We start from the raw sequence: 22,623 nt of genomic DNA, 5'->3' as shown, positions 1-22,623 counted from the left end.
CGTATCTATCAATATAAACTAATTATTAACAAATCCTAATTTAATTTCATTTAATTCATTAAAAATGAATAATTAAGCTAGATTCATTTAAATACAAATAACAAGTACGCGTGTTAGGTACTAAATAAGCTGTATTTCTTCATTTACTTTTAGATTGAAACGTCTTCTAAATAGATAAACGCCTAAATATAAAAACGGAGTATCAAATAAGGCCATTAAGACTTTAAATAAAAATCCGCTGATTAATAACCCTGCAAATTTAGTCCATTCTATTTTACCAAAAAAACAAAGTAGCAATAAAACAGTCAATGTGTCGATAAATTGTGATAAAAAAGTGGAAAAATTGTTGCGTAACCACAAATGTTTCCCTTTGGTAACGATTTTCCAGTAGTGATAAATCTGAATATCTATAAATTGAGCAAATAAATATGCCATCATACTTGCCAAAACTGCAATTGCGGTGCTTCCAAAAACGCTAGTAAACTTAATATCGTTTACCGGCGACCAAGATGTTGCCGGAACAGCATTTGCAGTATAAATAATAGCCATTGAAAATAGCGAGGCGAAAATTCCGGTAACTACAATTTGGTTGGCTGCTTTTTTACCATAAATCTCACTAATTAAATCTGTAATTAAGAATGTAATGGGATAAGGAAGGATTCCAACCGAAACTTCGAATAGATTGGCTCCAAAAATGGTAATATTAAAAGGGTACCAGTAAAAGAATTTTTGAAAAATAAGATTAGAGACCACCAAAGATGTCATAAATAAAGCACCTAGTAATAGATAGATACGGTGTGCTAAAAAGAGATTCTTTTGATTCATAAATTTTAATTTCAAAAACAAACCTACATATTTAATTTTAAAAACACATTTTCACATCTAAAAGTCTTGTTTTTTGTTGTTAATATTTTATCGGTCTTTAATGGCTAAATTCAAGTTTAAGTAAATTACTTTTCTTTAATTTGCCCATATTTTAGTTCATGGCAAAACACGTTTACATATCTATAGGAAGCAATAAAGGAGACCGGTTGCAACATTTACAAAATGCAGTAAATTGTATTTTTGAAGTTGTAGGTTCTATAGAAAGCCTTTCTAAAGTGTATATGTCTCCTGCTTTTGGTTTCGAGAGCGATGATTTTTTAAATGCTTGTCTTATTTTGAAAACAGAACTTCACCCAGATGAAGTGATGCAACATTTACTTGATATTGAAACAGAATTAGGACGTACGCGTACTGAAGGAGCTGGTTACGAAGCCCGTGTTATTGATTTAGATATTATTTTTGTTGAAGACGAAATTATAGCAACGCAATTACTTCATGTTCCGCATCCTGAAATGCAGAGTCGTAGATTTGTGTTGCAACCTTTAGCAGATATTGCGTTAAAAGTTGAGCATCCCGTTTTAAAGCAATCTGTAAAGACCTTATTAGAAAATTGTTCAGATTCAAGTGAATTAACGCCGATTAATGAAGCTTTGAAAAATCCGATTACTGATTTTAATTTTTCTCACCGAAATTTTATTGCTATTGAAGGTAATATTGGTGCAGGAAAAACAAGTTTGGCAACAAAAATGTCTGAAGATTTTAATGCCAAGTTAGTCTTAGAGCGTTTTGCCGATAATCCGTTTTTACCAAAATTCTATGAAGATGGACTGCGTTATGCATTTCCGTTAGAGATGTCTTTTCTAGCCGATCGTTATCAGCAAATTTCAGACGATTTATCTCAGCTCGATTTGTTTAAAGATTTTATCGTGAGTGATTACGATGTGTTTAAATCTTTAATTTTCTCAAGAATTACGCTTCAAGAAGACGAGTTTAAACTGTATAGAAAGCTCTTCTATATTATGTATAAAGAGATCGCTAAGCCCGATTTATATGTGTATTTGTATCAGAACACCGAACGTTTACAACAAAATATAAAAAAACGAGGTCGCGATTACGAACAGCAAATCGAAGACGATTATCTTAATAAAATTAATTTAGGATATCTTGAGTTTTTAAAAAACCAAACCGAATTAAAAGTCAAAATTATCGATATTTCTGATATGGATTTTGTAGCTAATCGCGCTGATTATCTATGGATTTTAAAAGAAATTAATTCCTAGTTTAAAGCCTTCATTTTACTAAATACATCCCAAATTACGACTCCTGCACTAACCGAAATGTTCAAAGAATGTTTGGTTCCAAATTGGGGGATTTCAATCACCATATCACTTTTAGAAACCACGTCTTGAGCAACGCCTTTTACTTCATTTCCAAACACTAAAGCATAAGTGGTGTCTGCCTCTGGAGAAAATGTATCTAACATCGTGGCGTGTTCAGCTTGTTCAATACTTAACACTTTTACGTTTTCAGCTTGTAATTTTTCAACAACATCTAAAGTGTGTTCTGCATGTTCCCAAGCTACAGTTTCGGTGCTTCCTAAAGCGGTTTTATGTATGTCTTTATGTGGTGGCGTTGCTGTGATACCACAGAGGTAAATTTTTTCAATTAAAAAGGCATCACTCGTTCTAAATACCGAACCAATATTATTTAAACTTCTAATATTATCTAACACTATAATAAGAGGTGTCTTTTTGGTGTCTTTAAAATCTTCAACACTCAATCGGTCTAACTCGCTATTTTTTAACTTACGCATACTATTTAATTTCTGTATTCTTCAATTATATTGATTTTCTGAATAGGGTCGAACATATTTTCAAAAAAATCAAATTATGGTTACATTGCAACCTTTATTTAGAATGCAAAAATAACATTTAAAACGTCTTACCCTTGGCAAAAAAAACGAAAAAAGAAACGCCGTTAATGAAACAGTATAATGCGATTAAAGCAAAGTATCCAGATGCTCTGTTATTATTTCGTGTAGGCGATTTTTATGAAACCTTTGGGTCTGATGCTGTTAAGACAGCAGGAATTCTAGATATTACCTTGACAAAACGTGGTGCAGGAAGCGAAAGTGAGATTGAATTGGCTGGGTTTCCGCATCATTCTATTAATACATACTTACCAAAATTAGTAAAAGCTGGCGAGCGTGTTGCGATTTGCGACCAGTTAGAAGACCCAAAACAGACTAAAACCATTGTAAAAAGAGGTGTTACCGAATTAATTACACCTGGAGTTTCGCTAAATGATGAGGTTTTAAAATCGAAATCGAATAACTTTTTATGTGCCGTTCATTTTGGGAAAACCAATATCGGAATTTCATTTTTAGATATTTCTACAGGTGAATTTTTAACGTCTCAAGGAAATCAAGAATATATAGATAAGTTACTTCAAAATTTTAATCCGAGTGAAATTTTAGTCTCTAAACAAAAACGGAAAACGTTTAGTGAAGCTTTTGGAGACGACCATCACGTATTTCATTTAGAAGATTGGGTCTATCAAACAGATTATACCAATGAAACTTTGTTGAAGCATTTTAATACGAAAACATTAAAAGGTTTTGGGGTTGAAAATTTAGAAGAAGGGATTATTGCATCGGGTTCTGTATTGCATTATTTGGGCGAAACACAGCATAATAAATTAGAGCATATTACATCTATTTCGCGTATTGCAGAAGATGATTACGTGTGGATGGACCGTTTTACTATGCGGAATTTAGAATTATATAATTCTACCAATAATAATGCGGTAACACTGCTGAATATTATAGATAAAACTATTTCGCCAATGGGCGGACGTTTATTAAAGCGTTGGTTGGCATTGCCTTTAAAAGATGCTAAAAAGATAAAACAACGTCATGAAGTGGTCGATTTCTTAACCAAAGAAAAGGAAACGCACCAAAAGACGCGTCAGCATATAAAACATATAGGCGATTTAGAACGTTTAATTTCCAAAGTCGCGACCGGAAAAGTGAGTCCGCGTGAGGTTATTCAGCTTAAAAATTCATTAGAAGCTATTGTGCCTATAAAAGCATTGGCGTCTCAATCTCCTAACGATGCTTTAAAAATTATAGGTGATAAATTGCAAAGTTGCGATGTGTTGCGAGAGAAAATCAAGCAAACATTAAACGAAGAAGCACCGGTAAATGTTTTAAAAGGACACACGATTGCTGAAGGATTTTCTGCTGAGTTAGATGAGCTTCGAGGTTTATCAACTTCAGGAAAGAATTATTTAGATGCCATGTTGGAGCGCGAAAGCGAGCGTACCGGGATTACATCTTTAAAAATTGCTTCTAATAATGTGTTTGGCTATTATATTGAAGTTCGAAATACACATAAAGATAAAGTCCCTGAAGAGTGGATTAGAAAGCAAACCTTAGTAAGTGCTGAACGTTATATTACGGAAGAATTAAAAGAATACGAAGCCAAAATTCTTGGTGCCGAAGAACGTATTTTAGCTATAGAGCAAAAGTTGTTTGGAGATTTAGTGGCTTGGATGAGTCAGTATATTAAACCCGTTCAGCAAAATGCCTTTTTAATAGGGCAGTTGGATTGTTTGTGTGGATTTGCACAATTGGCAACCGATAATAAGTATGTGTATCCTGTTCTAGACGATACATTCGATTTAGAAATTGTTGAAGGTCGCCATCCTGTTATCGAGAAGCAATTACCAATCGGCGAACCTTATATAGCTAATGATGTGTTTTTAGACCGTTCGTCTCAGCAAATCATCATGATTACGGGGCCAAACATGTCTGGTAAATCTGCTATTTTACGTCAGACGGCACTTATTGTGCTCTTGGCACAAATAGGAAGTTTCGTGCCTGCAAAATCCGCTAGAATTGGTGTTGTCGATAAGATCTTTACTAGAGTAGGTGCAAGCGATAATATTTCGATGGGAGAATCTACGTTTATGGTGGAGATGAATGAAACGGCTTCCATCCTTAATAATATGTCGGAGCGTAGTTTGGTGTTGTTAGATGAAATAGGAAGAGGAACCAGTACCTACGATGGAATTTCTATTGCTTGGGCTATAAGTGAATATTTACACGAACATCCTGCAAAGGCTAAAACGTTATTTGCAACGCATTACCATGAGTTAAATGAAATGTCTGAAACTTTCCCAAGAATTAAGAATTATAATGTCTCTGTAAAGGAATTAAAAGATAATGTGCTGTTTCTAAGAAAATTGGTAGAAGGTGGTAGTCAGCATAGTTTCGGGATACACGTGGCTAAAATGGCGGGAATGCCACAGCAAGTGCTACATCGCGCAAATGCTATTTTAAAGAAATTAGAAAAATCGCATTCTAGCGATGAGCTTACGGATAAAGTAAAAACACTGTCGGACGATTTACAATTAAGCTTCTTTAATTTAGACGATCCGTTATTAGAGAATATAAAAGAGGAGATTATAAATACAGATATCGATACGTTAACACCTGTTGAAGCCTTAATGAAACTGAATGAAATAAAGCGTATGCTTATTAAGCCAGGTAAAACAGTGAAAAGTTAAAATATTTGATATTGATTTTCAGTAGCTTAAAAATTATTTTGAATTATTTTTTGAAAAAGCTTTGAGATGCCAAGAAAAGTACTAAATTTGCATCCGCAATAGCAATGTTGCATACGTTCATTAAAACACTACGCGAAAGTAGCTCAGGGGTAGAGCATCACCTTGCCAAGGTGGGGGTCGCGGGTTCAAATCCCGTCTTTCGCTCTATACTGTTTTGATTTTCTGAAAATATACCAAATGCTGAAATGGTGGAATTGGTAGACACGTTGGACTTAAAATCCAATGGGTAGTAATGCCCGTGCGGGTTCAAGTCCCGCTTTCAGTACTAAAGCCTTTATCGTAAGATAGAGGCTTTTTTATTATTATTTTCAGTCTCTGTATTTATAGAGATTGTTATAATAAATTATATACCATGCAGAAATGGTGGAATTGGTAGACACGTTGGACTTAAAATCCAATGGGTAGTAATGCCCGTGCGGGTTCAAGTCCCGCTTTCTGTACTAAAGCCTTTATCGTAAGATAGAGGCTTTTTTTTTGTTTTATAACATGTCTTAGTTTTTAATACTTTTATTTTTCTTCTAGATTTCATTATTTGTTTTTCGAATGGTTAAGAGAAGCTTAAGTTGTCTTTATTATCCAGTGCTTTTTTTGTTAAAATAACAGGTTGTATTTCTGTAATTTGTTGTTTTTTAGTCTGTTTTTGTTTTTTAATTGTTAATTTGATATAGTATTTGAAAGCTGTTAAATACGAAACAAAATTGAGATTTTGTAATTCTCTTTTGCGTGTAACCACCATTGTCTAATTAAACTCCGCTATTATGAACAAAATTTTTACAGTATTCCTATTGTTAATTTCAAGCACAATGTTTTCGCAAGAAGCGCGTAATGTTATTGATTCGACACTTATAAATTCAGATTATTTTCACGACTATCCGCAAGAGAAAATATTTGTACACACCAATAAGACCTTGTATTTCTCTGGAGAAAAAATTTGGTGGAAAGCTTATGTGGTTAGCGATAGCGACGATAAACCAATACTTACCACATCTAACTTACATGTTAATTTTTACGATTCTCAGAAAAAACTAATATCTAGTCAGTTATTCGATTGTATAGATGGAAAGTCTTTCGGGGAAATAAAATTATCTAAGGATATTAAAACAGGAACATATTACATTCAGTTAGATACACAATGGAATAGGAATTTTAATAATGCATACGTTTCAAAAATTAATGTTGTAAATACTTTTGAGACTAGTGGAGAAGTAGCACTAGCAGATTCAGAGCCAAATACTGAAGGCATTAGTATTAATACAGATGCACCTTTACAAACTGTAGATGTTAATTTTTATCCAGAGAGTGGAACCTTGCTAAACAATGCAGCAAACGTAATTTACTTTACTGTAACTAATAACGATTTATATGTTGCAAATCAAGATGTAGAAATACAAGATAAAGCTTCAGGAAAAACAATTGCAAGTGTAAAAACCAATGCTTTTGGAGTAGGAGCGTTTAATGTGTTTAGTTTGCCTGATCACAATTATATTTTAAAGTTTAAACGCGATGCCAAGGATTATTCATTTAAGCTTAATGGAGCCGTAGATTCTGGTATTGTTATTAGTAAAGAGACCAGCGAACAGGATTCGGATAAAGCTCATTTTAAAATCACATTAAGTAACGATTTATCTAAAAAGTATAGCGATCAAAATCTGTTTGCAACGGTACATCGTAATCAGAAATTACTTTATATTTTACCTATAAAGATTGATAAAAAGCATATTAAATATAGTATTCCGGTTGCTAAAGCACATCTTTTTAATGGTGTAAATACAATAACTTTATTTAATGCGAATAACAAACCTGTAGCAGAACGCCATTTTTATGTAGAAACTAAAAATGAAATTAAAATTGATGTAAAACAGAAGGAAGTTGTTGGTGATTCTTTAGGGTTAGATTTTAATATTAAAGGCAGTGCTATAGCCTCAAATTTAAGTATTTCGGTATTGCCACAAGATACAAAATTAAACGCTGATGCATCAAATATAGTAGAAGGCTTTTTGTTAGATCCTTATGTCGATAAAAGTGTGCCTTCTGGTTTAAGTCTATCTAAAACAGATTTAGATGTGTTTTTACAAGTTAATAAGGGCGCTACAACGACCTATCAATTAAATAACGATAAGCCTATTTTTAATATAGAAAACGGATTGGAGGTAAAGGGTGTTGTAAACGCTAATATTAAGGAAGATTATAAAGTGATGCTCTCTTCTACTGTGAATGGTATTTTGGAAGTGACAAAAATAAATTCTGATAAATCATTTCAGTTTAAAAATCTGGTTTTAAAAGACAGTTCAGATTATAAGTTGTCTTTAATTAATAAAAAAGGAGGGTTGTTAGATGCTACTTTTTATGTTTATGATTCTAAAAGTAATTACAAACCAAACGATGTTCTTGCGTATTCTAAACCGGATTTAAAAACAACTTTAAAACAAGCAGAACCTGTAAATGATAGTTCTGAATTGATATATAGAGGCTCTGAAGTTTTAGAAACTGTTAATTTAGAGGGAAATAAAGCAGTTGATGATAAGAGAAAACCAAGGGTTTGGCAAGAAACAGCTTCAATAAGAGCATTAGAGTTTAGTGAAGTTCAGGAGTCTATGTATAATGTAATACAATATTTAAGAATTCAACCTACACTTTTTGTTTCTAAGGGGCAAGGGTCTATGGGACAGAAGTATGATATAGGGTTTAGAAGGAAAGGCGGAAATGCTTTGATTGTTTTAAATGGGGCGTTAACATACGCCGGAATGCTTGAAAATATTCAATTATCCGATGTGGCTTCTATTAGAGTTAGCCCAACAGCTTATGTTTATGGTTATCAAGGAGCAATGGGGGCAATATATGTAGACTTAAAAGAAGCTTACGAATATGATCGGGGTGAAGCTGGACATAAATATTTTGTAAGTAACGTAGATTTTGGTTTTACAAGACCTGCACTTGATTTTGAAAGACCTCTGTTTACATTTAATACTAAGTCATCTAAACAGTTTTATAACACTTTAGATTGGATTCCTAATTTTGATGTTTCACCAAACACTTCAAATAGTTTGCAAGTCTATAAAGGTGATCATGATAAAATTAAATTATTTATTAATGGTATGAATGAAAAAGGCGAAGTGTTTTCTGAAGTTGTAGACGTACCTGTTAAAGCGAGCTTATAGTATATTATTTTGAAGCCAATAATATACTACACTATTTTAACGTCCTAAAGGAATACCTATGCCAAAGAATAAACGGAATTTATCTGTGCTGTTAACCCAGGTAAAGTCTAAACTTACTGGTCCTATAATTGTATTGCAATCAAGTTTGGTACCTATAGAGACAAGGTTACTGGTGTCTAAGTTGTCTTTCCATTCTCCTTTTGGAGATAAGGCATCTTCAGCAAAGTCGGTGAAATTTCCAAACCCAACAGAAGCCATATTAAAATGGGGTGTAACATATAGTTTTTTTATAAATTGATATTGTAAAGCAATGTTTACACCCATAAATTGGCTTACTGGTAGTTCGTCTTCTAAGAGGCCGTAGAATATATAGTTGTCTCCGCGTGTTTGTTTTATATTTCCTCCTAATAAATAGTTGGCGCCATAACCTAAACCTTGAAAAGATGTGTCGCCATATTCTTCATCATCTAAAAGTGTGAAACCAATATTTGCTCCTACAACTAGGCTAAGCTTATTGTTAATTGTGTTTACGTTTTTAAAGTGTAATCTAAATTTTGTAAATCCGCTAAAGCGTCCAGATTCATTATTTCTTAAAGAGTTATCGTAAAAACTAGCTTCAATTTTATTAGTAATAGCTCGTCCTAATCGAGCTTCTATATTAATACCTTTTGTAGGAAAAAAGACTTTGTTTAGCGTGTTATAAACATACTGTCCATAAACCTCGGTTGTTCTAAACTTATAATTAACTAAATTAAATATGTTGTTAATTATGTCTGGGTCAGCATCTGGTTTTAGAGTCGTATTTTGGTAATTTATTCCTATTCCTGCGTAGCTTTTAAGAGTGTGTATGTTGTGGTTAATTTCGTTATCGAATTGCAGATATTTGTAATTCATTTCATCTGCAGATTCGCCACTTATAAGAATGTCTTGGTCAAGCTTTTCTCCAAAAACTTCAGATCTGAACCAAAAATCTTTATTTTTCCCAAATATTTTCTGATATTGAATCTTGAATTTTGGTTGTTCTGCGATATCTAGAGTGACAAGAAATCTAGAAGATGCCCCTATTATGTTTCTTCCTGTGTAGTTTGCTAATAATCCAACACCTCTGTAATCGTCAAAATGAACAGCAACCTTAACTTGATTGTGTGCTTTTTCTTTTGCAGTAATTTCAAGACCTGTTTTTCCTTTATTTAATATAGGATTGGTATATATTGATGAAAATAAATTTGTTCCTAGAATTCTATTAATATGTGTTTTTGCTTCATCTATAGTATATTCTTCTTTTTCCTTGAGTCCAGATCTAGTCGTTACTAGTCTTAAGTTGCTTTTGCTAATACCTTTGTAAACTATGGTGTCTAGTGTAACAAGATTACTTGTTATTGGTTTTTTATGAGATCTTTGTTTATAAGGTTCTAGCATTTTTGCAAGAGCTATAAACTTAGCTTCGTTGTCTTGTACTGCCTTTTTTCCTTCTTCATAAATAATTTCATTCTTATCGAAATCTCCCGGAGTATAGTTTAGATTAGGTACATTGTCTATTAAAATATCACAATCATTTTTGTTTTTTGCAGTCGTTAAATTGCTAGAAAGCATTCCTGTCTGAAAGAGTAAGTTTTCCAAACTACTCAACTCTTCTTTAGTTTGTAAGCCACCACTAACTTCGCTTCCTATAATAAAATCTGCTCCCATTTTTTTAGCAACATCTACAGGGAAATTATTTAAAACACCACCGTCAACAAGTAAGGTGTTTTCGTATTCAACAGGTTTAAAAACACCAGGAATAGACATACTAGCTCGCATAGCGGTTGTTAAGGAGCCTTTAGATAAAACAACTTGTTTCCCATTTACAATGTCTGTCGCCATGGCTCTAAAAGGAATCGGAAACTTGTCAAAATCTGTAATATTATAAACAGGATAGGTTAAAACTCTAAAGAATTCTCTTAAGTTCTGATCGTTTAAAATAGCAAGCACAGGTTTTGGTTTCTTATCTATAACCTCAAAACCTACAGTATAACGACCAAATTCACTTTTTTCTTCATTACTCACACTATTAATAGATACTTTTCCTCTAAACAATTTGTTCCAATCTGTTGTTTTAGAAAGTTCTGCAATTTCATCTCCAGTATAACCTATAGAATATAAAGCACCCACGATGCTTCCCATACTTGTACCAACTATTAAATCCGGAACAATGCCTAGGGAATCTAATTTTTGTAGTGTTGGGATATGAGCAATTCCTAACGCGCCTCCTCCGCTTAACACGAGTGCTACTTTTGGTTTTTCTTTATCTTGAGCTTGAGATAAAACAGGTAATAAAATACAGCTTAAAAGAATAAAAAGTTTGTTGAAATTATTCATTTTTGAGGAAGAAAATAGTAGGTTAATTGAAGATAAAATAAATCTTCAATACAAATGTAGCGTAAATTAAGTTAGACTGTTAAAATCTAAAATAGAAAGCTAAATTAATTGTGTTAAATTGTTATTTATTGCTTGTGTGTCTTAAATCAATTTAATTAAAACATATAAATAAATGCTGTTTTAGAATATCTTAGCCAATTATACGTTTTGTAATCAGTTAAATTTTGTTTGTAATTTCATTGTTCTTACATAATTTTACAGCACTTATAAAACAGATTTTAATTAGTAAAAACAATTTGTCTAATAAACACATTTTAAAACCTAAGTTTGAAAAATAATATACAAAATAAAAAGAGGAAGTGGTTACGTATTATCTTAAAACTATTTGTTTTAGGAGTCGTTTTAGTATTGCTTTTTATAGGAAGTATTTATGTGGGATTATGGGGGAGTTTACCTTCTAAAACAGATTTGTCCGATTTAAAACAAGCAGAAGCCAGTCTTATTCTCGATCATAATAATAAACTGCTTGGTAAATACTTTGTGTTCGATAGGAGTATTATTAATTTTAAAGACATACCCGACTATCTTGTAGATGGCTTAATTGCGACAGAAGATGCGCGCTTTTACGAGCATAATGGTATAGATTATCCAAGTTTTTTTAGAGTGTTTTTTAAAAGTTTGTTGCTTCAAGACAACTCTGCTGGTGGCGGAAGTACAATAACACAGCAATTAGCTAAAAATTTATACGGTAGAGAAAATCACGGATTACTATCTATGCCTGTAAATAAAATTTCAGAAATGATTATTGCATCTCGTATTGAAGCGATTTACGATAAGAAAGATATTATTGCCTTGTATTTAAATACAGTTCCTTTTAGCGAAAATACGTTTGGTATTGAAAGTGCATCGCAACGTTTCTTTAATAAAAAGACAAGAGAACTAACACTGTCCGAGGCATCAACTTTAGTAGGAACATTAAAGGCTAATCATAGTTATAATCCTAGATTATTTCCTGAGCGCAGCCAATTACGTCGCGATGTGGTGTTACAGCAAATGGAAAAATATGGTTATATAAATGAAGCTACGCGATTAAAAGAAAGTAATGTTCCTGTAGAAATAGATTATCATAAATTCACATACAACGAAGGTGTTGCTCCTTATTTTCGTGAACAGGTTAGAAAACAAGTAACACGTATTTTAGATAGTGTTAATGAGGCCAAAGGGAGTATTTATGATTTATATAAAGATGGTTTAAAAATAACAACGACGTTAGATTATACCATGCAAGACTATGCCGAAAAAGGGATGAATAAACACATGGAGCATTTACAGAATCAGTTTGAAAAAGCTTATGGTTCTAGTGCGCCTTGGATTAAAGATGAAACTTTAATTAAAGAAGTTATTCGTAAATTACCTGAATATACACGTTTAAAAAATAAGAACTTTACGGAAGCTCAAATTATGGATTCTTTAAGACAAAAAACAAAGATGCCATTATTTACCTATAAAGGAGATACTATAGTTTCACTATCAACTATAGATAGTTTAAAGCATTATTTAAAATTTTTAAATGCTGGTTTTGTGGCTTTAGAACCTAAAACAGGAGCAGTAAGAGCTTATGTAGGCGGTGTAAATTTTGAGCATTTTAAATACGACCATGTTTCTATGGGAAAACGTCAAGTAGGATCTACTTTTAAGCCCATTGTGTATACGGCAGCATTAGAATCTGGTATGAAACCCTGCAAGTATTTTTCTGTAAAGGAAGTAACATATACAGATAAAGAAGGTTGGACGCCGTCTAATGCGTCTAATGACGAGAAAGATCCATACATGAATTATTCATTAGAAAAAGCATTAAGTAGATCTATAAATACTATTGCTGTAAAAGTGTTAGAAGAAGTTGGAATAGATCCTGTAATTGCTCAAGCACGTAAAATGGGGATTACATCAGAGTTGCCAGAAGTGCCATCTTTAGCTTTAGGTACAGCAGAATTATCGCTTATGGAATTAACATCTGCATATACCAGTTATGTTAATGAAAGTGTGCCTTCAAAACCTTATTTTATTGAAAAAATAGAAGATAAAGATGGAACAGTTTTATATGAATATAAGCCTTCTAAATCTCTAGATAAAGCATTCTCTGAAGCGACTAGAGAAACCATGATAGCGTTTATGAAAGCGACCATAGATGAAGGTACAGCAAAACGTATGCGTTCTACGTATGGAATAACAAACGATATGGCGGGAAAAACAGGGACAACTCAAGATAATCGCGATGGTTGGTTTATGAGTATTACACCACATTTAGTAATGGGGTCTTGGGTCGGGAACGACGATCAGCGCATTGGTTTTAGTAATACAGGAATCGGTCAAGGCGCAAATTCGGCCTTGCCAATTGTTGCAAATTTTGTGTCTCAATTAAATAAAAACACTGATTTTAATAGTATTACTAAGGCAAAGTTTAATACGCCTTCAGATGCTGTTTTAGAGGCTTTGGACTGTGATCCTGATAAGCGCGATGGATTTTTTAAACGTCTATTAGGAAAAAAGAAAAAAGAAAAAGTATTTGGAGAATAAGAGCAGTGGTTTAATGCTTTCATAATTTAAATAGAAAATAATTATTTCATATTTTTGAGGTAACAGTTCACTTAATTATAAAAATAATGTATCAAGCAAACGAAGATAGATATAATAGCATGTCCTATAGAAGATGTGGGAAAAGCGGATTGGTATTGCCTCCTATTTCATTGGGGTTATGGCATAATTTTGGAGATGTAGATGTCCTTGATAACGGGAAACAAATGTTGCATACCGCTTTCGATAATGGTATTACTCATTTCGATTTAGCTAATAATTATGGTCCGCCTCCAGGAAGTGCTGAATCTAATTTTGGAAAAATTTTAAAATCTAGTTTTTTACCGTATCGCGACGAGCTTATTATTTCTACAAAAGCAGGATATGGCATGTGGTCTGGACCTTATGGAGATTGGGGATCAAAGAAATATCTGGTTTCTAGTTTAAATCAGAGTTTAAAACGCATGGGGTTAGAATATGTAGATATTTTTTATCACCATCGGCCAGATCCAGATACACCTTTAGAAGAAACGATGTCTGCTTTAGATTTAATTGTAAAACAAGGAAAAGCCTTGTATGTGGGATTGTCTAATTATAATGCTGAAGATACTTTAAAAGCAGTTAAAATTTTAAAAGCATTGGGAACGCCGTGTTTAATTCATCAGCCAAGATATAGTATGTTCGATCGTTGGGCAGAAGATGGCTTGTTGGATGTTTTGGAAACAGAAGGTGTTGGAGCAATTGCTTTTTCTCCTTTAGCACAAGGACTTTTAACTGATAAATATATTAAAGGAATTCCAGAGCATTCTAGAGCTGCAAAAGCAACAGGATTTCTTCAGAAAGAAACCGTTACTCAAGAGGTTATTCAAAAAGTAATTAAGTTAAATACTATTGCCAAAAAACGTAACCAAAGTTTAGCTCAAATGGCTGTGGCTTGGTTGTTAAAAGACGATAGAATTACATCTGTTCTGGTAGGTGTAAGTAGTGAAAAACAACTTATAGATAATTTAGGTGCTTTAAATAATTTAGAATTTTCAGCTTCAGAATTAGAAGTTATCGAATTGGTTTTAAAAGGATAATTATTATTTTAAGCATAAAAAATCCCTTGTATATATATTTATACAAGGGATTTTATTTATTATACTAGTATGTACTAATTATTTAGTTTTCATAGCGCTAGTTGCAGCATCAGTAGCAGCATCTTTTGCGTCTGTTGCAGCTTCTTTTGCAGTATCAGCAGCACCATCAATAGCTTCACTTGCAGCATCTTTAGCATCAGTAGCAGCACCTTCAACAGCATCTTTAGCCTCGTTCATTGCTCCTTTAGTTGCGTCAGTAGCACCATCTACAGCTTCTCCCGTTGCATCTACAGCATCGTTTACAGCATCTTTAGTTGTGTCTGCAGCATCATTTACAGCGTCTTTAGTTGCGTCAGCAGCTCCTTCTATAGCGTCTCCAGTTGCATCAGCAGCACCTTCAATTGCATCTCCAGCTCCTTCAGCTTTTTCTTTTACGTCTCTACAAGATGTTACAGTTGTACCTAAAGCAAAAACAAGAGCTGCACTTAAAATAATTTTTTTCATAATTTTGATTGTTATAGTTATTGTTAATTTTCAGGGACCAAGTTAATAACTTATCAGAAATCAGCATGTTAAAAATGTTAATTTTTTATAAATTTTAGCTAAAAATACGAATTTTTAATCTTTTTTGCTTAAACAGCTTTTAATTATATTGACAGCGCCAGTATTTTTAATAATATATGAAGTATTCTTCGATCCTGTTGCTATTCTGTAATTTGTGTCGTTAATTAACTTGTTAATGGTTTGATTTAGTTGTGTTTGGTTACTTATAGAGAACATGCCTTTGTTGTCTATCATTGCTTTTGCTTCTAAAAATTTATCGTAATGATCTCCAATTATTATGGGAGATCCAAATACAGCCGGCTCAAGCGTGTTATGTAATCCCGTTGTTCCAACTGCGCCTCCTACATAAGCAATGTCTGCATAATTGTAAATTTTGGTTAAAATACCAATAGTATCAATTATAAAAACGTTGGCTTTCGTGACATCTTTTGTTTCTTTTTCTGAAAATAATATAGTGTCTGTTTTAATATTATTTTGAAGTTGTTTAATTTGGTTAGGTTTTATGTTGTGAGGTGCGATAATAAATTTCACATCCTTAGGTGCTTCAGTGTTAATGTATTCTACTAACAGTTTTTCGTCTTCAGGCCAGGTACTTCCTGCTACAAAACATAATTTATCTTGTTTAAATTCAGCAATAAAATCTAACGTATTATTTATTTTTAATTGATTTGAAACTCTATCAAAACGGGTGTCTCCAGATACACTTACATTTTTATAATTTACAGTTTCTAGCAATGTCTTAGAGGCTTCATTTTGAGTAAAAATATGTTCGAAAGCAAATAAAGCTTGCTTCATAAATGTGCCATAATTTTTAAAATATACTTGATCTTTTCTAAATATGGCAGAAATTAAAATGGCTCTTCCTTGTCTGCGTTTTAATTCATTTAAAATATTAGGCCAAATGTCATACTTTACAAATACAGTGAGCTCTGGACGAATTAAATCTAAAAATGTAATCGCATTTTTTTTAGAATCTAGAGGTAAATACACAACACAATCTGCAATGGGGGAGTTTTTTCTAATTTCATATCCAGAAGGAGAGAAAAAAGAAAGTACTACTTTATGGTTTGGATACTGTTTTTTTATTTCAGAAAATACAGGAAGTCCTTGTTCATATTCACCCAAAGAGGCGCAATGAAACCAAAGGGTTTTGTCTTTACTAGCAATATGTTGCTTTAATTTGCTAAAGGTTTCTTGCCGGCCATTTACTCCCGATTTGATTTTTAAATTGAACAAACCAATAGCCTGAAGTAAATAATTCGCTAGGAATATGCCGATATTGTATATAATTCTCAAATTAAAATGCTTTGATGCAAAAATAGGATTTCTTTGGCATAATTTGATTGGTAAACATCTCTGATTTTTGTAATTTCGTTAGCTTAATGTCCTAAACGAATTTATTAATTATCATGGTTCATTTACATTGCTGTAAAGGACCTTAATTTCTTTTTTATGAGAAAAATTCAAATGGTTGACTTGAAGAGTCAATATGCTAGAATAAAGGATGTTGTAAATGAATCTATTCAAGAGGTTTTAGAAACTACAGCATTTGTTAACGGACCAAAGGTTCACGAATTTCAGAAAAACTTAGAACAATATTTAAATGTAAAACATGTTATTCCTTGTGCAAACGGGACAGATGCATTACAAATTGCTATGATGGGTCTAGGTTTAAAACCAGGAGACGAGGTTATTACTACCGATTTTACGTTTGCTGCAACGGTTGAGGTTATTGCTTTATTGCAATTAACACCAGTTTTGGTAGATGTAGAACCAGATACTTTTAATATAGATGTAGAAGCTATTAAAAAAGCAATTACGCCAAAAACAAAAGCGATTGTACCTGTACATTTATTTGGACAATGTGCAAATATGGAAGCGATAATGGAGATTGCAAAATCTAACAATTTGTTTGTAATTGAAGATAGTGCACAAGCTATTGGAGCCAATTATACATATAGCAATGGTACTAAAGTTAAAGCTGGAACTATTGGAGATGTTGCTGCAACGTCTTTCTTCCCTTCTAAAAATTTAGGATGTTATGGTGATGGTGGTGCTATTTTTACGAATAATGATGAATTAGCTCATACCATTCGTGGTATTGTAAATCATGGTATGTACGAGCGTTACCATCATGATGTTGTTGGAGTGAATTCTCGTTTAGATGCCATTCAAGCAGCTGTTTTAGGTGCGAAATTACCAAATTTAAATGCTTATAATAAAGCAAGAATTGAAGCTGCAAAGAAATACGATGCTGCTTTTAAAGATGAAAAACATATAGTTATACCATTTAGAAGTGGAGCAGAAGATAATCATGTTTTCCATCAATATACTTTAAGAGTTACTGGTGTAGATCGTGATGGATTAGCAAAATTCTTGAATGAAAATGATATTCCTTGTGGTGTGTATTATCCAATTCCATTACACAACCAAAAAGCGTATTTAGATGAGCGTTATAATGAAGCAGATTTTAAAGTCACAAACCAATTGGTAAAAGAAGTTATTTCGTTACCTATGCATACAGAATTAGATGACGATCAAATTGAATATATAACAACCAAAGTAAAAGAATTTATAAATGCGTAAAATATTAGTTACTGGAGGACTTGGATTTATTGGCTCTCACACGGTTGTAGAACTTCAAAAAGAAGGCTACGAGGTTGTAATTATAGATAATCTTTCAAATTCATCTCGTGATGTTTTAAAAGGAATTACTGGAATTACAGGAAAAGAACCTGCTTTTGTAGAACTCGATTTAAGAAACAAACAAGCCGTTCAGGACTTTTTTAAAACGCATAGCGATATAAATGGTGTTATTCATTTTGCAGCAAGTAAGGCTGTAGGAGAAAGTGTAGAGAATCCGCTTTTGTATTATGAAAACAACATTAATACCTTGGTTTATGTTTTGCAAGAACTAGATAAATTAAAAGATGCTAATTTTATATTTAGTTCATCTTGTACGGTCTATGGTCAAGCAGATGAATTGCCAATTACAGAAAATGCACCAGTAAAACCTGCAGAGTCTCCTTACGGAAATACAAAGCAAATTGGTGAAGAAATTATAAAAGATAGCTGTAAAGTTATTCCTAATTTAAATGCTATTGCTCTGCGTTATTTTAATCCAATTGGAGCGCATGAGTCTGCACTTATTGGAGAATTGCCTATTGGAGTTCCTTTAAATTTAGTGCCATTTATTACACAAACAGCAATAGGATTACGTGAACAATTATCTGTTTTTGGAGATGATTATCCAACAATAGATGGAACTTGCGTTCGTGATTACATTCATGTAGTAGATTTAGCTAAAGCTCATGTTATTGCTTTAAAACGTTTATTAGAGGCCAAAATTAAATCTAATTTTGAAGTCTTTAATTTAGGAACAGGAACAGGAAGTTCTGTTTTAGAAGCTATTAAGTCTTTTGAACATGTTTCTGGAGAAAAATTAAATTATAAAATTGCACCACGTCGAGAAGGTGATGTTGTATCTGCTTATGCAAATACAGAAAAAGCAAACTCGGAGTTAGGGTGGAAATCTCAATTAACTTTAGACGATGCAATGAGATCGGCTTGGAAATGGGAACAAAAAGTCAGAAATAAGTAAATTAATTAGTGTTAATTTAATAAAAGTCTTCTTTGCAAATTGCTGTAAAGAAGGCTTTTTTGCTTTAGGTCTGTTTGGATGAGATATATTTAAGTAAAATTGAATAGTGTTGATAAAATATAAAGGCCTCAAGAATAATTCTTGAGGCTTTTTTTTTATGCGTTTTGTTTTGCTTTTTTTGTGGTAATAAAATTGGAATAGAGTAGAAGTCCCATACCTAACATAACAGACATGTCTGCTACATTAAATACGCCTGTTTTAAAAATGCCTCCTAAATCTATATGAAAAAAATCGGTAACAGAACCGTACATAATGCGGTCGTAAACGTTAGCAATTCCTCCTCCTATAATACAAGAAAATCCAAAAATTGAATACTTATCTAGTCCTTTGTGTGTTAAAATGTAATACGTTATATATCCTAATACAGCTATAGGTAAAATAAGTAAAAAAATACTTTTTAATGTTGGATTTAAATCACTTCCTAAACTTAAAAAGGCTCCAGAATTTTCTACATTGGTTAATATAAATTTTATCACCAATTAACGCTGTAGTTTCATAAGGTGTAACATAGGCTCTAACCAAAAATTTTGAAATTTGATCCAGAGCAATGTTTAAGGCAATTAATCCAAAAATGAATTGAGTTTTAGAAAGCTTCATTAATTTGCAGACGTTTCAAAAGTTGCAGATGCTGTCTCAACTGTTTTGTCAATTTTTTTAACCAATCCTTGTAATACTTTTCCGGGACCAACTTCCGTAAAATGTGTAGCACCGTCAGCAATCATTTGCTGTACAGATTGTGTCCAACGTACAGGAGCAGTTAATTGAGAAATTAAATTTGCTTTTATTTCGTTTTCATCGGTTACGGCTGTAGCTGTAACATTTTGATAAATTGGGCAATTTGGTTTACTAAATGTTGTGTTTTCTATTGCTGCAGCTAATTCTTCGCGAGCAGGTTCCATCATAGGAGAATGAAAAGCACCACCAACAGGTAATAATAAAGCACGTCTTGCTCCAGCTTCTTTTAAGGCTTCACAAGCTTTTTCTACAGCTGTAGTTTCTCCAGAAATAACTAATTGTCCTGGGCAGTTATAATTTGCAGCAACAACAATACCGTCTATAGAAGCACATACATCTTCAACAATTTTGTCTTCTAATCCTAAAACAGCAGCCATAGTACTTGGTGCTAACTCACATGCTTTTTGCATGGCTTGGGCACGTTGAGATACTAATTTTAAGCCGTCTTTAAAAGTTAAAGCGCCAGCAGCAACTAAGGCAGAAAATTCACCTAAAGAGTGTCCTGCAACTAAATCTGGCTTAAAGCTATCGCCTAAAACTTTTGCTAAAATTACTGAATGTAAAAATATAGCAGGTTGTGTCACTTTTGTTTGTTTAAGGTCTTCTGCAGTCCCTTCAAACATAACATCTGTAATATGAAAACCTAAAATAGAATTAGCCTTTTCGAATAATTCTTGGGCTTCTTTAGAGTTTTCGTAAAGGTCAAGTCCCATTCCTGAAAATTGGGCACCTTGACCAGGAAATATATATGCGTTCATAGTTTTTATTTTAAAAATGTAAAAATAAGAATAATATTTAGACTTTTATTTTTTCGAGATCTTAACTGTTATCAATGGTCTTTATAATTTTTGCAGGATTACCTGCAATAACAACATTGTCTGGGAAACTTTTTGTGACCACAGAGCCTGCGCCAACAACAACATTGTTACCTAGAGTGATTCCAGGGCAAATGGTACTGTTTCCTCCAATCCAAACATTATTACCAATAGTAATAGGTTTTCCTAATTCCTGGCCACTGTTTCTTAAATTTGCATTTAGTGGGTGTGTTGCTGCGTATATTTGGACATTGGCAGCAAGCATAACATTGTCTCCTATGGTTACTAAAGCGACATCTAGTATGCAACAATTATAATTTATAAATAGATTTTTTCCTGCTTTAATGTTGGATCCGAAATCGCATTGAAAGGGAGGTTCTATGGTTAAATTTTCTCCTGCGTCTAAGAGTTCGTTGTAAATTGCATTTCGTTCTTTTCTAAAATTTTCATTTAGATTATTCGCTTTTTGAAAAAGTAATTTTGCTCGTAAACGTTCTTGTGCTAATTGAGGATCGGATGGTCTGTATAACTCGCCTGCTAGCATTTTCTCTCTTTCAGTCATTTAATAAATGTATTACTAATTATAAACCTATAATTGCAGCTTCTGCACAGCGTTCTCCATCCATGGCTGCAGACACAATACCTCCAGCATATCCGCCACCTTCTCCACAAGGAAATAAGCCTTCTATTTGTGGGTGTTCTAATTTTTCGTTTCTTGGAATACTTACAGGCGATGAGGTTCTGGATTCTACGCCAATAATATTAGCTTCTGCAGTATAATAACCTTTCATTTTTTGTCCGAAGGATTCAAAACCTTTTCTTAAACTTTTTCCTATTAATTTGGGTAATAACGAATGTAAAGGCACACTTTTTATACCTGGCTGATAGGAGGTTGAATTTAAATCTGAAGATAATCTACCTTCAACAAAATCTGTTAATCGTTGTGCTGGGGCAGCTTGGCTGCGTCCGCCAGAAGTAAAGGCTAATTTTTCTAAGTCTTTTTGGTATTCAAGTGCTTTAAGAGCTCCAAATTGTTCGTATTTGTATAAATCTTTATCGGCATTAATTTCAACTACAATTCCAGAGTTTGCAAATTCGTTATTACGTTTAGACGGCGACATACCGTTAACAACAACTTCTCCGTTTGCTGTTGCTGCAGGAACGATAAAGCCACCAGGACACATACAAAACGAATATACGCCACGACCATTTACTTGCTGAACTAAACCATAAGATGCAGCAGGTAATAATTCATTTCTTTCTCCACTACAATGATATTGAATAGAATCTATAATATGTTGTGGGTGCTCTACACGAACGCCCATTGCAAAAGATTTAGCTTCTATAGCAATTTTCTTTTTATCTAATAAATAAAAAATATCTCTAGCCGAATGTCCGGTAGCTAAAATAACACGATTTGCAGTTAATTCTTCTCCGTTTAATAATTGAATGGCTTGAATTTTATTATTTGTAATTGTAAAATCTGTAACACGTGTTTCAAAATGCACTTCGCCACCATATTTTAAAATGGTTTCACGAATACTAGTTACAACTTTAGGCAGTTTATTTGTTCCGATATGCGGATGTGCATCGACCAAAATCTGATCGGTAGCACCGTGATAAACTAGGTTTTCGAAAATACGACGAACATCTCCACGTTTTAAACTACGTGTATATAGCTTTCCGTCAGAATATGTTCCTGCACCACCTTCACCAAAGCAATAGTTAGAATCTTCATTTACAAAATGATCTTGATTTATCGCTTTTAAATCACGACGTCTATCCTTTACATTTTTACCACGTTCTAAAACAATAGGCTTAAAACCTAGTTCAATACAACGTAAAGCGGCGTACATTCCTGCAGGTCCAAATCCAATAATATGTACAGGTTTAGCTTTAGATACGTCTTTATAATCGAAGTTATAAGATGAGGTTTCTGGAAGCGGTTCATTTATATAAACAGCTACTTTATAATTGAAAATTATAGCAGGTTTTCGAGCATCAATAGATTTTCGAAGTACTTTAATACCTGAAATTTTTTCCTTTGGGATATCTAACGTTTTAGCAGATTTCCACAAGAGAGTGTCTTGAAATTTAGATTCCTCTACAAGGGAAACGCGAAGTTGGATTTCTTTTATCATGCTGCAAATTTACAGAATTTTGCATATAACCAACTTGTAAAGCTTACAATATCCTTTTTTTAGTTGCGAATATTAAATGTGCCA

At 33.0% G+C, this 22,623-nt stretch carries 16 protein-coding genes and 3 tRNA genes; 10 read left to right on the top strand and 9 right to left on the bottom strand.

Going from position 1 to position 22,623, the window contains the following annotated elements; all coding sequences use genetic code 11:
• Nucleotides 1-120: 120 nt before the first annotated feature.
• The gene (locus GQR95_RS03500; protein WP_159021844.1) at nt 121-825 is read right to left on the bottom strand and encodes a queuosine precursor transporter; all 705 of its coding nucleotides are present in this window, start codon (nt 823-825) and stop codon (nt 121-123) included.
• A 158-nt stretch (nt 826-983) separates the two neighbouring features.
• On the opposite strand from GQR95_RS03500, the gene folK reads away from it, so the two are divergent.
• Nucleotides 984-2,105 (top strand): 2-amino-4-hydroxy-6-hydroxymethyldihydropteridine diphosphokinase, encoded by a 1,122-nt coding sequence (folK, locus tag GQR95_RS03495; RefSeq protein WP_159021842.1) that lies wholly within the window; start codon nt 984-986, stop codon nt 2,103-2,105.
• Here the strand turns inward: folK and GQR95_RS03490 are convergent.
• Complete coding sequence (locus tag GQR95_RS03490) at nt 2,102-2,638, bottom strand: RNA methyltransferase (protein WP_159021841.1); 537 nt, start codon at nt 2,636-2,638, stop codon at nt 2,102-2,104. The two genes, folK and GQR95_RS03490, sit on opposite strands and share 4 nt — an antisense overlap.
• Before the next feature lie 134 nt (nt 2,639-2,772).
• On the opposite strand from GQR95_RS03490, the gene mutS reads away from it, so the two are divergent.
• The 5 genes from mutS to GQR95_RS03465 all read left to right on the top strand — a co-directional run bounded on the left by mutS (nt 2,773) and on the right by GQR95_RS03465 (nt 8,612).
• Entirely contained in the window at nt 2,773-5,394 is a 2,622-nt protein-coding gene (gene mutS / locus GQR95_RS03485; RefSeq protein ID WP_159021839.1) for a DNA mismatch repair protein MutS, read from the top strand.
• A gap of 132 nt (nt 5,395-5,526) precedes the next feature.
• Nucleotides 5,527-5,598: transfer RNA gene (locus GQR95_RS03480), tRNA-Gly, on the top strand.
• Between the two features lie 35 nt (nt 5,599-5,633).
• Nucleotides 5,634-5,719: transfer RNA gene (locus GQR95_RS03475), tRNA-Leu, on the top strand.
• Nucleotides 5,720-5,808: 89 nt separating this feature from the next.
• Nucleotides 5,809-5,894: transfer RNA gene (locus GQR95_RS03470), tRNA-Leu, on the top strand.
• Nucleotides 5,895-6,212: 318 nt separating this feature from the next.
• The gene (locus GQR95_RS03465; RefSeq protein ID WP_159021837.1) at nt 6,213-8,612 is read left to right on the top strand and encodes a hypothetical protein; all 2,400 of its coding nucleotides are present in this window, start codon (nt 6,213-6,215) and stop codon (nt 8,610-8,612) included.
• 36 nt (nt 8,613-8,648) lie between these two features.
• Here the strand turns inward: GQR95_RS03465 and GQR95_RS03460 are convergent, their stop codons facing one another.
• Entirely contained in the window at nt 8,649-10,970 is a 2,322-nt protein-coding gene (locus GQR95_RS03460) for a patatin-like phospholipase family protein (RefSeq protein WP_159021835.1), read from the bottom strand.
• 327 nt (nt 10,971-11,297) lie between these two features.
• Here GQR95_RS03460 and GQR95_RS03455 point away from each other — a divergent pair, with 327 nt between their 5' ends.
• Nucleotides 11,298-13,547: a transglycosylase domain-containing protein gene (locus tag GQR95_RS03455; RefSeq protein ID WP_159021833.1), complete on the top strand. Its 2,250-nt coding sequence runs from the start codon at nt 11,298-11,300 to the stop codon at nt 13,545-13,547.
• Nucleotides 13,548-13,633: 86 nt separating this feature from the next.
• Nucleotides 13,634-14,623, top strand: a complete 990-nt coding sequence (mgrA, locus tag GQR95_RS03450; RefSeq protein WP_305038394.1) for an L-glyceraldehyde 3-phosphate reductase — start codon at nt 13,634-13,636, stop codon at nt 14,621-14,623.
• Between the two features lie 78 nt (nt 14,624-14,701).
• Here the strand turns inward: mgrA and GQR95_RS03445 are convergent, their stop codons facing one another.
• Entirely contained in the window at nt 14,702-15,127 is a 426-nt protein-coding gene (locus GQR95_RS03445; protein ID WP_199269638.1) for a hypothetical protein, read from the bottom strand.
• Nucleotides 15,128-15,241: 114 nt separating this feature from the next.
• Nucleotides 15,242-16,483 carry a 3-deoxy-D-manno-octulosonic acid transferase gene (locus tag GQR95_RS03440; RefSeq protein ID WP_159021831.1) on the bottom strand — a complete coding sequence of 414 codons (1,242 nt, stop codon included), beginning with the start codon at nt 16,481-16,483 and terminating at the stop codon, nt 15,242-15,244.
• A 156-nt stretch (nt 16,484-16,639) separates the two neighbouring features.
• On the opposite strand from GQR95_RS03440, the gene GQR95_RS03435 reads away from it, so the two are divergent.
• Both GQR95_RS03435 and galE read left to right on the top strand, forming a co-directional pair.
• Nucleotides 16,640-17,773, top strand: coding sequence for a DegT/DnrJ/EryC1/StrS aminotransferase family protein (locus GQR95_RS03435; protein WP_159021829.1), 1,134 nt, complete (start codon nt 16,640-16,642; stop codon nt 17,771-17,773).
• Nucleotides 17,766-18,788 carry a UDP-glucose 4-epimerase GalE gene (gene galE / locus GQR95_RS03430; protein WP_159021828.1) on the top strand — a complete coding sequence of 341 codons (1,023 nt, stop codon included), beginning with the start codon at nt 17,766-17,768 and terminating at the stop codon, nt 18,786-18,788. The genes GQR95_RS03435 and galE overlap by 8 nt, the downstream gene beginning before the upstream one ends.
• A gap of 155 nt (nt 18,789-18,943) precedes the next feature.
• Here galE and lspA read toward each other — a convergent pair whose 3' ends face one another.
• The 4 genes from lspA to GQR95_RS03410 form a co-directional block, all read right to left on the bottom strand.
• Complete coding sequence (gene lspA, locus GQR95_RS03425; protein WP_233265991.1) at nt 18,944-19,324, bottom strand: signal peptidase II; 381 nt, start codon at nt 19,322-19,324, stop codon at nt 18,944-18,946.
• A gap of 120 nt (nt 19,325-19,444) precedes the next feature.
• Nucleotides 19,445-20,341, bottom strand: coding sequence for an ACP S-malonyltransferase (fabD, locus tag GQR95_RS03420; protein ID WP_159021826.1), 897 nt, complete (start codon nt 20,339-20,341; stop codon nt 19,445-19,447).
• 61 nt (nt 20,342-20,402) lie between these two features.
• Complete coding sequence (locus GQR95_RS03415) at nt 20,403-20,960, bottom strand: sugar O-acetyltransferase (RefSeq protein ID WP_159021824.1); 558 nt, start codon at nt 20,958-20,960, stop codon at nt 20,403-20,405.
• A gap of 19 nt (nt 20,961-20,979) precedes the next feature.
• Entirely contained in the window at nt 20,980-22,539 is a 1,560-nt protein-coding gene (locus GQR95_RS03410) for an NAD(P)/FAD-dependent oxidoreductase (RefSeq protein WP_159021822.1), read from the bottom strand.
• Nucleotides 22,540-22,623: the final 84 nt, after the last annotated feature.

This window comes from Formosa sp. L2A11, from assembly GCF_009796865.1.
In the GTDB taxonomy this organism is placed as follows: Bacteria; Bacteroidota; Bacteroidia; order Flavobacteriales; family Flavobacteriaceae; genus Formosa.
The sequence above is the reverse complement of the archived record's forward strand: the minus strand, read 5'-3'. Positions and strand labels throughout refer to the sequence as shown.